7 protein-coding genes are annotated in these 13,393 nt (G+C 65.7%); all 7 read right to left on the bottom strand.

What is annotated here, in order from left to right; translation table 11 throughout:
• Window positions 1-716: 716 nt before the first annotated feature.
• Window positions 717-5,321, bottom strand: coding sequence for an RHS repeat-associated core domain-containing protein (locus EYW47_RS18805; protein WP_133196349.1), 4,605 nt, complete (start codon window positions 5,319-5,321; stop codon window positions 717-719).
• On the bottom strand, window positions 5,322-6,611 hold the full coding sequence (locus EYW47_RS18800; protein ID WP_133196348.1) for a tetratricopeptide repeat protein: 1,290 nt from the start codon (window positions 6,609-6,611) through the stop codon (window positions 5,322-5,324).
• Window positions 6,612-6,630: 19 nt separating this feature from the next.
• Window positions 6,631-7,308: a hypothetical protein gene (locus tag EYW47_RS18795; RefSeq protein ID WP_133196347.1), complete on the bottom strand. Its 678-nt coding sequence runs from the start codon at window positions 7,306-7,308 to the stop codon at window positions 6,631-6,633.
• A gap of 145 nt (window positions 7,309-7,453) precedes the next feature.
• Window positions 7,454-9,697, bottom strand: a complete 2,244-nt coding sequence (locus tag EYW47_RS18790) for a type VI secretion system Vgr family protein (protein WP_133196346.1) — start codon at window positions 9,695-9,697, stop codon at window positions 7,454-7,456.
• A 3-nt stretch (window positions 9,698-9,700) separates the two neighbouring features.
• The gene (gene tssG / locus EYW47_RS18785; RefSeq protein WP_133196345.1) at window positions 9,701-10,846 is read right to left on the bottom strand and encodes a type VI secretion system baseplate subunit TssG; all 1,146 of its coding nucleotides are present in this window, start codon (window positions 10,844-10,846) and stop codon (window positions 9,701-9,703) included.
• 23 nt (window positions 10,847-10,869) lie between these two features.
• Complete coding sequence (tssF, locus tag EYW47_RS18780; protein WP_133196344.1) at window positions 10,870-12,777, bottom strand: type VI secretion system baseplate subunit TssF; 1,908 nt, start codon at window positions 12,775-12,777, stop codon at window positions 10,870-10,872.
• Window position 12,778: 1 nt separating this feature from the next.
• Window positions 12,779-13,387, bottom strand: coding sequence for a type VI secretion system baseplate subunit TssE (tssE, locus tag EYW47_RS18775; protein WP_133196343.1), 609 nt, complete (start codon window positions 13,385-13,387; stop codon window positions 12,779-12,781).
• Window positions 13,388-13,393 lie beyond the last annotated feature (6 nt).

The following is a 13,393-nucleotide window of genomic DNA, read 5'->3' as shown; positions in this document are numbered from 1 at the left end:
TTGCAGCCGCAAAGAAAAGTAGGCAAAAGAAAGCGGCTCACACCGCCAGTGTGACGCTGTTCACCACTGCCCTGAAAATCGGAGTGGCTCCGGGGCATCCGTCTCCTCGCACACTCCGCCTTAGTGACAAAGGGCTCATCCTTCCCGCCACGCGCTACGCGCGGGCGGAATGGTCTGCAAGGAAAACCGGGCGTGCTGCCGGCGAATGGCGGGAGTGATCCGGCCGAATAAGTTGGAGTCCTACGAATGTGCGTGCGTCCCGGCGGTTTTGGTTATGCCCCACGGCGCGCGCAGCGCCGCCGGATGGACGAGTCCTTAGTCACTCCGGGTGACGGCGAGTGATGACAGACGCCCCGGAGCCACTCCGATTAAAGGTTAGTGGTCCACTGCGTCACACTGGCGGTTTGAGCGGCTTTCTTTTGCCTACTTTTCTTTGCCGCTGCAAAGAAAAGTAGGTGCCGCCCCGCACAGGGGCAACACCAATATACCGACATGAAAACAAGGAAAGGCCAAAAACACCCAGAGCCCCACCAAAACCCAGCCCGCCTCTCAAATCTCAACCAAGCTCTAACCTATCCCCCACCACGGCACTCTCCATCATCACATGCAGCAACACATCGGCGCCGGCCTCAGCCCATTCCTTCATGATTTCCTCAAAATGAATCCAAACTAAAACACCCACATGACAACCATCGCTATCGCGCGAGCGCCCTCACCTACTGCACACCGGTTTCGTTCGTCACCTTATGATGAACCTGAAGCCGATGACAATCATGGCACGCATAGCCCTTATGGCTGGCGTCACTGTATGTCCATTGCCTGACGGCCCGGCTGCCCGTATCGATGCCTCGCTGAATGCCTCTTGCCTCGGCATGGTTACAAGCCGAGCCGGGCACCTTGTCATCGTGGTTGTGTCCCTCGTGCGCAGGACGATCCGGAGCAAAGTTTTTCGGCTTGAGATTACCTGAGCCTGGCTTGTAATGGGGATTCTCAGGATCATAGCCACGCCCCGTGTATGGCCTCGTCCTGACCTGCGGATCGCCCGGCGTGCCATCCTTATTTTTAGGCGTGTACATGTACTGCTCGCCCCCGCCATAACCCAAAGGGATTTTTTTGCGGTCCGGCGGAATAACCACATCCAGCTTGTTGTCAAACCCCAATGCTCCAAGGCGGTCATACGCGACCGCAATCTGTCCGGGACTCAGTTTGCCGTTTGATGTGATCGCAATGCGCCCGTCCTCCAACTCAGTGAGGGCCGTGACGTTGCGTCCATCCTCGTTCGTCCCCTCGCCGCTACTGTAGTAATCCCATCCGGCCCGATGAATGTCCTCTACGATCTCATTTCCCTGTGCCTTTGTCAGCTTGGGCCGCTTGCGCGGAACATTGCCGGGTTCTTCCTTCGGCTGCTCGTTCGCAGTCCCCAGGTCCGGATTCTGTGCACCGTCCTCGGACGAAGCAGGTGTCTGGTCGTTGCCGTGCAGCCCCAGCACGTCGACCGAGACAAGTGGATTGGCGACATAGGCATAGAGATTGATGCCGCCCGCCTGGCCCTTGGGATCGGACTGCAAATAACGCCCAAGCGCTGGATCGTATGACCGGAACCGGTTGTAGTGCAGCCCGAGTTCGCGCTCGAGCCAATGCCCCGGCCATCGCAAGTCGTACTCCAGAGCTTGCCCTTCTTCAACCTGTACGCTCCCATACGCGTCAATCGCTTTCGCGCGCCAGACGACCCGGCGGTTGCTGTCTTCGATCCACTCGGGCAGGCCGGCCTGATTGCAAAACACAAAGTACGCTTGTCCGGCGTCCGGCGATGCGTGAACACCGGGATAGTCGATAAACATGAAAGGCAGGAGCGCGATTTCATTCACGTACACATAGAGCCGCAACATTCCATCTGGAGCAATTTCCGCGGCAATGCGGTCACCGTCCCAGTAGTATTCGGTGCGTTCGCTGCCCATCGTCTTGCTGACTCGCCGAGATAGTCCGTCGTACTGCGCAGTCCATACCTCACCCCGGTTGCTCCAGCTCACCTTGACGAGCAAATCCAGATTGTTGTAATGCCAGGCCGTGCGACCGTTAGCGCCTAGTTCTTCGCAGAGGTGATTGCGGTCGTTGTAGCGGAACACGCCGCAAGACGATGCTGCCAAACGGTTGCCCTCGTCAAAGCGTATCCACTCGCATGCTGGGGTCGATAACAGATTCCCGCCCGGGTCGTATTCGTAGCGGCGCACTGGCCACCCGTCGCGAGTTTCGCCAATCAGTCGATGGGCTGCGTCGTACTGATATTCGGTCATGCCTTTCGCGCTATCGATTACGCGCCACAGCTCACCTGTCGCGCTGTACTGATAGTGCACCCAGCCCATATCCGTTGTGCCGTCCCCGGCCCAAACAATGCGCCCGCTGCACCGGCCAGCCGCGTCGAATCCGTATAGCGCGTGGGTGCCGTTGCCGAGGCACAGCAAAATTCGCCCATCGGACGCGCGATGAACCGTGTGGGAGCCCACCAAGGGCGTATGAATCCGCATCTCGCCATCGCCCAGCGACTCATATCGCACTTCGAAGCGGTCGAAATACGTCGTCCTCGCAAGCTGAGTGCCTGCATAGACATGCTCGACGCCGCGGCCACTACGCTTATCCGCCGTACGGCGATCCAGTGCGTCGTGAGACAGGGAGACATCGAACTCGTCCGTCGAAGCCTTGCTGACGTTCCCCCGCGCGTCATATTCGTAGGCGTGCACCTCGCCGCTCGCGCAGATGCGCTTGCTGTACAGGCCGTTTTCGCCGACCTCGAAGCGCACCAGAACATTTCCCGCGCCATCCCGTTTTTCGATCACGCGATCGCCGGCGTCGTAAGCGTACGTCTCACGCAGCACGCCATGTCGCCTCACGCTGGTAACGCGATCCTTGAAGTCGTGGGTATAGGCGCTCTCGTTGCCGTTTGCATCGACGATTGCCGCAATCCGCCGCTTCGGCGTATACCGATAGCGGACCGTGTTGCCCAGCGGATCGGTTTCGCGCTCACGCAAATTCCATGACTCCACACCGTAATGATGATCGCGCCCATCCTTGTCGCGACGCAGCAGCACGTTTCCCGCCGCGTCATGGCGCAGCCATTCAGTGCGCCCGGATTCGTCAGTGTGGGCGATGACCCGTCCCGCTGCATCGCGCTGCCCGGTGGGCAACGAATCTGCCCTCTCTCTGGCGAAGAGTGTTTCCGCTCTCCGAGCGATGTCTGGCGGCAGCAACACCGTCTCAGCAGGCCATGTTCTCCCGGCATCGCCCCACTGCAAGCTCAAGGGGGTTTGGTGCGCCGTGCGCGCGTGCGGATTCGGCAAGCGAGGCGCCTCGTCCTTCGTTGGCCAGCCGTTGCCCCAGCGATCGATGCGTCCCGTGTTGCGGCCGTCGTCGTCATAGAGCCAGCGCAACACCCTGCCGCCGGAGTCGATCTCCTCGATGACGCGGCCTGCCGGGTCCGTTACGCGCTCCTGTACCCCGCCATACGGGTCGACGATGCGCACAATCGTGCCTGCCTCGTTGTACAGGATTGTCCACCTGCCGCCATCCCCCTCCCAGACGAACGTGCGCCCCGGCTGATACCGGAACTTCACGTGCCACATTCCGTCCTGTCCCGTGCTTTCGACACAACGGCCTGTGCTGTCGTAGCGGTAAGAAAAGGCATAGCCGTTGGGATTGACGAGACGGGTGACGCGATGCCCGCAGTCGTATGTATAAGTCGATGCACCCCCCATTGCGTCGCGATGCCCGACAAGGCAGTGGCGGGCATCGTATTCATAATGCGCGATTTGAATGACCTGGCCGTCGTGGTTGGTCAACAGGACATCGGCCAGTCGCCCGTGCGAATCGTATTGAAATCCGATCGTTCTCCGAACATTTCCGTTCGTATCCGCCTGTGCGATCCTCTCGATGACATTAGCGCTATTCCAGCGCAACTCAAGGCGATCCCCAATGCGGTCATGGAAAGCGAGACGGGCTGCAGCTCCGGTGCCGCGGACACGCTCGAAGTACAGGTTGCCTTCCCGACGGTGCCAAAGGACGAACCGGATTTCGTCTTGCTGCTCGAGTTCATAGCCGTCGCACACTCCGCCATAGCGTCCATCTGCCGTGGAGCGAAACTCGCATTCGCGGCCGCGCGGGTCGCGGTAAATCGCCCGTGTGCGCAGGAGCCGAAGCTCGTGCTCAAAGATGTGCCGGAATCCGTAGCCGAGGATGCCGCGCTGCTCGCGCCATGCGCCGCTGTAGTAGCGCTCCCATTTGAACGGCACAACTTCGTCCGTTTCATAATCGGTGAACCGATTTTCGACATTGCCAGTCACGGGATTAATCGGCTCGCCCTTGCCGTCGCACTCGTGCTGTTGCGTACGCGGCTTGTCTTCCGCTGGCTTGGTCTTCTTGCGCAGCCCCCATCCCGTCATCAGCATCGCCTGCGCATCGGGCATCGGAAACCCGCCGATCAGCACGCTCGGATTGCCGATCAGCAGCGTGCCCATGCCGGGCTCCACGCCGGGGTCGTTGCCCATCAGATTGCTCAACGCCATCGCCACGGCGTCCGCCGCGGTTTGGGCCGCAGTCATCGCGGCTTGTGCCCCCTGGCCGTCCACCGCCTGGTCCGCCGCCGTCAGTCCGCTCGATGCCAGCGGCGCCGTCATCCCGGCAATATGCATCGTGCGCTTCAAGGCGCCCGCCTTCTCCGCCTCTTCGGCCACGCCCTCCTTGCCGCTCACCCCGAGCGGATTGCAATGGCGCGTGAGGTCGATCGCCATGCGCGCCGCGCGCGCACCGCCGATGAACGTATTGCTCGAGCCCGTGCTGATCTCGAAGACCGGCGCGAAGCCTCCGCAAGTGGGCGCGATGCCCACGTCGAGCACGCGCGCCGCGGGCATATCGCCGATCAGCACGCTCACGCAGCCGCTGCCGATGGTCTCGCCCACGCTCGGCAACGGTGCGCCGTTGCTCGGCGGATGCGCATGCGCGTGCGGCACGCCGAGATGCGGAACGCCGATGAACGCCGCAGGCATGCCGGGCACCAGATTCGCGCCGGGAATCAGCGCCATGCCGGTGTTGAGCAGTTGATCGAGCGCGCCGAGGCTCCCCACCGCGCCGTTCACGACGCCGGTCACGCGGTCCAGCGTGTTGGCCTTGGGGTTGCCAAGCTGCTGAAACGGCTGCGCGCCGGCGTTGACTGCACTGGCGAGCGCGTCCACTGGCGTGTTGCCGGTCGGCGCAATCAGTGGTGCGGGTGGCGCCGGCGGCGCGCTGGCCGGCGTTGCTGCGCTGGCCGGATTGCCTGGCGGAGTGCTCATCTATCGACGCTCCTCCCGCTTCTTCTCGCCCTGCGATTGAGCTAGATTCGGCGAATCACGATGCACAGGACTCCGACCTTTCTCCATCTCGTACGCCATGGCCTGCGTTTTTAACCCAGCCTGCCCATACAACGCCGACAACCGTTCGAGCAGTGACCGGCGCTGATGCTCGCAGCCGAAGCGCTCGCATAGCGCTTTCGCTTCCGTCCACGCGCGCGCGGCCTCAACCGTCTTGCGCGCGCCCAGCAGCGCCACACCGAGCTTCTCCAGCGCATCGACGGCGGCGTGCGGGAACATCAGCTTGTCCGCGCCGCGGCTCGCCAGCTCGAAATATTCGACCGCGCGCGCCGGCTGTTTCAGGCGCAGGCAAGATTCCCCGGACGCCATGAGCAGATTCAGCGTCACGCCGAGGTTTCCGCTATCGGCCGCAGCGTCGAGCGCGTGCGCATACCAGCGGCTCGCATCGGCGTGCTGGCCGCTGCGCGTTGCCACATCGCCGACTCCGCCGAGTGCCAGCGCCTGTCCAAGCGGATTGTGCCGCTCGCGATGCCAGCCATACAGCAAGCGGTATTTCTCCAGCGCCCGGTCGAGGCGGTCATGCGCGAGATCGAGCGCAGCCAGTTGCAACGCCGCGTGCATCCGCTCGGCCAGCGGGCGGGCGGCGTCGTTCATCGCGCCCACCAGGGTATCGGCGGTCTTTTCCGGCGAGAAGTCGAGGTCCAGCGCGAGCACATGGCGTGCGCTCTCGCGCTGATCCGGTGACAGCAGAAAGCGTCGCGCGGGATCGTCGCGGATGCAGAAGCGATGGCCCTCCATCCACGCTTCGAAGCCATTGAGCGCGAGCAGCGGCAATACCGTTTCGCGATAACCGGTTGTGTCCGCAACCGTCGAAGGCATGAGCGCCCAGACGATATCGACGCCCTGTGCTACCAGCGTGCGCACATGTTCTATCGCCGCCTTGAGCCGCCGCGCAGGCGGCTGCCCCGGATCGGCGCAAAGCAGCGGAAGCTCGGCCCACAGGACCTCGCCCGCCTCCACGCGCGCCTGGTTTTCGGCGGCGATCTGCGCTTCGAGCGACTGCAAGCACTGCTGAAGATAGTGACCTGGCATGTCGCATTCGAACGGAAACAGCAGATAAATGCGCCGCGCATCGCGCCGGTCGCGCTCCTGCAGCATCTTGAACGCGAGCACGACGTCGAGATCGGTTGCTCCGAGCACGAGCGTCGGATAGTCGGGCTGCTCGATGAACGCACCGAGCGCAGCATCCGTCGCGGCATATTCTCGCTGCATCGCCAGCGTCCCCCGCGCGTCAGTTCAAACGGATATAGCGGCTTCGTATCACCGTATCGGCCTCGCTGCGGATATCGACGCCCCCGCGCCCGGCTTCCAGCTCCAACGTCTGCGCGCGCAGACTGAGCTTGCCCGCCGCCTCCAGATTGACGTTCGCGCTCATGAGGCGCACCACCGGGCCAGCGCTAGAGGCGAGGATCTGCACGAGCGGCTGGCCACGCGCATCGTCGATCTGCACGCATTCGTCGGGCGCGAGCCTCACGGTCTGGCTCGCGTGCGTGCCGTGCGTTTCAGATGTTCCGGGCGCTGCCGCTTCGCCAGCGCCGCCCGCTGCTGCGAGAATGCCCGTGACCAGTGGCTCCGGCCAGTTCGCCGGCTGCTCGACGAGCACGCGATCGCCCTTGCGCGGCCGTTGCCCGCGCAGGCACGGCAGCCAGCGCTCCAGCACCTCGCCCTGGATCGAGAGCCAGCGCACACGCACCCGGCCGGGGCTATCCGGATGATGGGTATCGGTCACCTCGCCCGCGAGCAGCCCCTGCGTGGCAGGCGCGGACGCGGGCGCCGCCGGACCCGGGGCCGCGTCCGCATCGAACAGGGCCCGCAGCTTCGCGCGTGTGGCGTCGTCGATGGTGTCGGGTCCGATGTGCACGTTTGCCGTTGCCATCGCTTCATCGGCTTGATCTGCTTGCGCTCCCATAAGATCCTCTCCGTTTTCCTGCCGGCCTTCATGAAAGCCATTCGATTCGGCCGATTCCATTTAAACCAAACCGCGGCGCGCGGGCCAGCTTGCAGGCGCTCCGAGCGGTTGGCAGTTAGTTGCATATGCACAGCGACCCGCGACGCTAGTTGATATGGGCGACCGTCCCCTGGATCGTGATGCCTGACGCGTCGAGCGTGATGCTCGCGCCTTGCGCCGAGATGACGATCGTCTTCGCGTTGATGTTGACCTGCTTGACGTCCGTGTCGCCCACATTGACCGTGGGCGCAGAGATATCCACATTGGTTGCTCCGTAGACCTCCGTAAATGGCGTGCCGGTAATGACGACGCCCTTGCCGGTCCCGGTAATCGCCACGCCCCGGCCCTTGCCGTCGCCGTTGATGCCGACGCCGTTGTCGTTGCCGGTCACGTCCACGCCGAGCTTGCTGCCCGTGATTGCGACGCCGCCGTCGCCGGTGATTCCCACGCCCTGCTTCTTGCCGTACAGGTTGACCAGTTGCGCCGCCGTCACGCTGTAGTCGCCCGCAGCCACGTCGACGACGCGCGAGCCGGCGGCCACTGCATGCGTGCTGGTCTGCTGGACTTGCACGGTGTGCGTGCCGCTCGCCACGGTGAAGCTGTGATTGCCGTTGGTGACCGTATGCGTGCTGTTGCCCGTCACGGTGACGCTATGGCTGCCGCCCACGCTGGTGGTCTCGTTGCCGCCGATCTGCGCTGTGCGGTGCTGCGTGACGTTCACCGTCTCGTTCTTGCCGATCTGCTTGCTGCGGTTGTTGCTCACCTGCACCGTCTCGTCGCGCCCCACGCTGCGGGTGCGGTCGCGCCCGACCGAAACGGAATGGTCGAGCTCGGCCTCCATGTCGAGATTGCGCTCCGCATGCATCCACAGTTGCTCCGAGCCTTTGCGGTCCTCGAAACGCAGCGCGTTCGCATGTTCGGGCGTGCCGCCCGGCGTCGAGCGCGAGAGCAGCCCGCTTTGCGTCGCGCTCATCGGCAGGCCCCAGGGCGGCATGCGCGCGGCGTTATAGACGCGTCCTGTCACGATCGGATCATCGGGATCGCCGTTCAGGAAATCGACGATCACTTCGTCGCCCACGCGCGGAATCTGCACGCCACCAAAGCCGCCGCCCGCCCACGGGCTCGATACGCGCACCCAGCACGATGAGTCCTGGTTGCGCTTCCCGTAGCGGTCCCAGTGGAACTGGAGCTTCACGCGGCCATACTGGTCGGTCCAGATTTCCTGGCCGGGCGGCCCCACCACGAGCGCCGTCTGCGGCCCATGGGTGCGGGGCCGTGGCGTCGTGCACGGCGAACGATAGGGCAGGCTGTCGGGCTGCGCGAGCAAATCGGCCTCGTGCAGCACGGGCTCGTTGCCGCTGTGGCTCGCGTAAGGGTTCTCCTGAAAACGATACGTACATCGAACGATCAGGTATTTTCGGTTCTGGTCCGCGCGCGGGCAGCGCGTGAGCTCGAACAGATAGCCCGGCGCGCACGCGCGCACGTCGGTATGCGCCTGTGCGCGGTCGTACACGCCCTGCAGCTCTTCCAGTCGCACGCGGTTGCGATGCTCGCCGTGTGCGTCGTCGCGATAGCCTCCCGGCCATTCGAACACCGCATAGTCGTCGTGATCGTGGCCGCGCGGCTGCGCGCGCTGCACGCCCAGATCGGCGAGCGGCTTTGTGTAGTCGTAGTCGCTCGCCTCGCGCCGCCCGGCGCTCACCTCCTGCACGGGCTGCCAGCTGTCGATATGCTCTTCGTCGGCAATCGCGGCGCGGTCGCTGGCGATGAACGCGATCGTGGCTGAGCCGGGCAGGTCGCCGTGCGAAGCCATCGCGTCGCAGAGCACGAGCGTATGGGTCCGGGCCTCGTGCCGGAAGAAGTAGTAGATGCCCTCCGTCTCCATCAGCCGCGAAACGAACGCCAAATCGGTCTCGTTGTACTGGACGCAGTACTCGCGCGGCGCGCAGGTCTCGGTCAGGCGGCTTTCGATTGGGTATCCATACGGAGCGAGCACCTGCTGCACGATCTGCGGCACGCTCTTCTCCTGAAAGATCCGGCAGTCGGCGCTGCGGCTCGCGAGCCATAGCCAGGGCCGCACGATCAGCTCATACGCGTAGTAGCGCTCGGCATGCCGGCCAATGAGCGCGGCGCGCGCCACGATACCGTTCAGATAGCGTTGCCCGCCTTGCACCAACTCCACGCGCACGGTCACTGGCTTGCCGAGCAGGTCGCGCAGCGACACGCTATGGCTCGCGGCCAGCGCCTCGATGCGCCATTCGAACGGACGCCCCAGCGCTTCCTCGCCGCTCAGGCGATAGAACTTGAGCTCGTCGCCGAGCGGGCTGTCGAGCGTAAAGATGCGCGCCACGCGTCAGCCTCCTTGCGCGCGCGCGAAGGCGGGCGCCTCATGCGTGCCGGCGCGCGCGGTGTCCTCCGCGCGCGCGACCAGATCGACCACGAGCTCGCGCGCGGGTTCGTCGCTCAGCCGCCGCCCGAGCCAGGTCGAGAAGCCGAGCCGGCCCGCCCCGCCCGGCGCCGCGCACGGCACCTCGGGCGCGGCAAGTTCGAGTTGCAGATCCCAGTCGAACTCCGCGCCCACGTACTCGCGCACCCAGTGCACGAGTCGCGCCGCGTCGGTGCCGCCGGGCAGGAAGGCTTGATAGCGCGCGAGCGGCAGCGGCCCGAGCACGATGCGAAAGCTGCCTTGTGCGTCGCGCACGGCGCGCCCGAGCACGGCACCCTCGCCGAGCGCAGCGCGCATGCCCCGCCTGCGCCGCCCGCCTCGCTCCGTACCCATCGCGCCAATCGCACCGATCGCGCCGCGCTGCCGCGCGTCGAGCGCGACCCAGCGCACGACATGCTCGACGATGCGCACCGGCACGCCAAAGTCGTGGCGCAGCATCTGCGCGAGCCCTTCCGGATTGCGCGTCTGGCGCACCCAGTGGCCCGCGTGGAAATACTTCGCATGGCGGCCGGATGCCTCGTGCGCTGACAACGGCGAAGCCCCCGCACGCGCACCCATGAGGCTCTCGACATAGGTGTCGAAGCGCGCGACGCCGGGGCGGTCGAGGCCCACCACGGGCTGCGCGTCGGCCCACGCGCGATAGAGCAGCACGAGCAGCGGATGATGGAACACGTCGGCGAATGCGCTCATCGAGGCGTCACCGGCGCTGTGCGCACGCTCGTACGCGTACTCCGTCACGTGCTGCGGCAACGGGCCGTTGGGGCCGAACAGGCCGAAGCCGTGCACGAGCACGCGAGGCGGCACGTGGTCCGCATGCGCGTCGGCGATACCGGCCACCATCGAAGGCGCGAAGGCAAGCGACGGAATCTGTCCTAGCCGCACCGGCTCCCCGCCGGGATGCGGTGCGGCGCCGAGCCGTTGCGGCGCACTCGCGAGCGCATCGATCCAGCGCAGCAGATGGAACAGGTCGTGCTCCGCCGGCGCGGCACGCAACTGGCGCCAGAACGCCTGGTAGCGGGCGCGGTCGGGCGGCACGGAGATCTCCTCACTCATGATTCGGTATCCTGACTGGTTATTCATATCGCCGGCCTGCGGCCAATGCGTGCGGGCCATTGCACAATCTCGCCGCGCTGCGCCGAATACAGCGCGAATTCGACGAACGCGTTGATCGACGCATGCCGCGCGAAGAATTGCTCGAGCGCCGCGCCGAGCGCGTAAGGGCTGTCGCCGGCGAAGGCGTGGTCGTCGACGGTCATTTCCACGCGCACCCCGCGCCCGTAGACGAGCGGCCCCGCCACCGGCAGGCGTCTGAACACCGGCGTGCACGCGAGCCGCCGGATGCCGCGGATGCGGCGCGCGAGCGGCGCGTCGGCGGGGTCCGCGTAGATCTCCAGTTGCTCGCGCAGCCGCTGTGCGCCGGTCTCGTCCTCGGTCCCGGCGAGCGGCTGATAGTTCAGCCCCAGGTGCGCGATCAGCCGCCAGTTGGCCTGGTCTTGCGCGAGCGGCGGACGCGGCGCCGAGGGGCCGCGCACGATGCGCACGCGGCTCACCGGTGCGGAGATCTTCAGTGTGAGATCGATGACGCCTGCTGCCGCGAGATGCTGCGGCAGGTCGCGGTTCGTGCACAGCGTGTCCGCGCAAAGCAACTCGATGCGCTCGTCGAAAGGCGCTTGCCGGCGGTCGACGAGCGACACGTAGACGTCGGTGCCCGCATAGTTCGAGCGCACGCCGCCGCGCCGCGCCTGGGTGCCGACGAGCCGCGTCTCGCGCCGTGCCGAATACCAGGCGCCGGACTCCCCGGCATCGTCGGCGGTGGCCATGTAAAGCGGATGGAACACGCAATCGCCTTGCTCGCGCCCCTCGCCCCCCTCGCCCGCGCGATGGCCGATCACGCGCTTCACCGCGAAGATCTCGTAGTCCAGCGCGCGCGTGCGATCGACCATCAGCCGGTACTCGCTCGTGCCCGGCGTGACCGGAATGCGCTCCGTGCGCTTCGGAAACAGGTTGATCGCGGGGGTGCAATCGAGCGCGAGGTGAGACGCGTCAATGCTGCGTTCGAGATCGGCATCGTCGCCGTCGAGCAAGAGGAGCATCTCGATGCACTCGCCGCCCGACGCCTCGAACGCCTCGCGCAGGCCGCGCACGCTGAAAAAGAGGTTGCGCGCGGCAAACGCGAAGTGCTCGCGCAAGATCCGGTAGCCCTCGAAGCCGCGCGAGCTGGGCGGAAACAGTGCCTGGTCCGCGTCGAACCCTTCGTGGACGAGCGCCTCTGGCCCGAGCGATGCCAGGTGCTTGCCGCCCGCGTTTTCCCGGCCCCCATCCTTACCCCCATCGCGCAACACGACGCCGAGCGTGCCTGCGCATACGAGTTCGAGCAGCCGCATCGCCTGTCGCTCAGGAGCACTGAGAAAAAACGTGAGCTGGTCGATGGGCAGGCGATTCAGACTCGTTCCGCCGCGCGCGGCCAGCAAGATGCGCAGGGCACGCCGCGCGCCCGTGCTCCCCCCCGCGGGCAGCGCGAGCCCTGCCGGCACCGGCACGAGTTCGACGGCGCGCAGCGTGAGGGGCCACAACGTCACCGCATGCGCGGTGCGGAACTCGCAGGCGCTCCCCATGCCGCGCGGCGCGGCCGCCATGAGGCTGGTCCCGGCCGGCACGGTAAAGCCCTGGCCAAGCGTGCCCTGCGCCGGGTCGGCCTCGAACTGGGCGACCGCCATCGAGGGCGTGGGCGCAAGATGATCGGGGTACACGACATCGAGCAGCCGCTCGGAAAAGCGCGGGAACTCCGCATCCATCTTCAACTGCACGCGCGCCGTGAGAAAGCAGAAGCCTTCGAGCAGGCGCTCGACGAACGGGTCGGCCACGTCGATGCCGTGCATGCCGAGGCCGCCGGCGACTTTTGGATACTGGCGCGCGAACTCCGCGCCCAGCTCGCGCAGATAAGCCAGCTCGCGGTTGTAGTAGTCGAGAAAGCGTGCGTCCATCCTATGGCCTGCTCAGCGGGCGAAGCAACGCGATGCCCGAGTCCAGATCGAGCTCCGTATGCAGCAGCATGGCGAGCGGCGGCTCCACACACGCGAGGCGCCCGGCAATCTCGAAGGTCAGCACGTTGTGCCGGCTGGCGCGCTGCGAGTCGTTCACGCAACGCACCTCGACGCTCTCGCCCTGCAGACGCGGCTCGAAGCACATGATCGCCTCGCGCAACGCATTTTCCATGCACTGCGTATCGATCCCGGACAGCGGCGTGCCCGCGAACGCCGGCACGCCGAAGTTGAGCACCGAGCGGCCGGCTTCGGTAAAGCGGCGGGCGTCGTGTTCATCGAGCGCGCAGGCTGTGTTCAGCAGCCAGGAGAGGTCGCGCAGCACCGCTTCGAGCAGCCCGCCGGCACGCTCGACGCCCCGGTACGGCGCCTGCGCGGACGGCGACAACGCGGCGGCGCTCTGCTGCTGCGCGTCATCGCGCAGGCGGTCGAACAGCATCGGCCGCGCGACGCCTCTGTGCACCGAGCCAGCGTGGCTCCGATGCGTGACGTGCCGCTGGTGCGCCGGGTACGCTTCGCGCACGGAGTCCGGATGAGCGAAATCCCTCGGCATACGGGC

The organism is Paraburkholderia silviterrae (assembly GCF_004353915.1).
GTDB classification, from domain to species: domain Bacteria; phylum Pseudomonadota; class Gammaproteobacteria; order Burkholderiales; family Burkholderiaceae; genus Paraburkholderia; species Paraburkholderia silviterrae.
Note: the sequence above shows the minus strand (reverse complement) of the source record. Positions and strands in the feature narration are given on the sequence as shown.

Excerpts from the sequence above, each read along its gene's own strand:
- tssE (WP_133196343.1), bottom strand. The coding sequence starts at position 13,387 with ATGCCGAGGGATTTCGCTCATCCGGACTCCGTGCGCGAAGCGTACCCG.
- tssF (WP_133196344.1), bottom strand. The coding sequence starts at position 12,777 with ATGGACGCACGCTTTCTCGACTACTACAACCGCGAGCTGGCTTATCTG.
- tssG (WP_133196345.1), bottom strand. The coding sequence starts at position 10,846 with ATGAGTGAGGAGATCTCCGTGCCGCCCGACCGCGCCCGCTACCAGGCG.
- EYW47_RS18800 (WP_133196348.1), bottom strand. The coding sequence starts at position 6,611 with ATGCAGCGAGAATATGCCGCGACGGATGCTGCGCTCGGTGCGTTCATC.
- EYW47_RS18805 (WP_133196349.1), bottom strand. The coding sequence starts at position 5,321 with ATGAGCACTCCGCCAGGCAATCCGGCCAGCGCAGCAACGCCGGCCAGC.
- EYW47_RS18795 (WP_133196347.1), bottom strand. The coding sequence starts at position 7,308 with ATGGGAGCGCAAGCAGATCAAGCCGATGAAGCGATGGCAACGGCAAAC.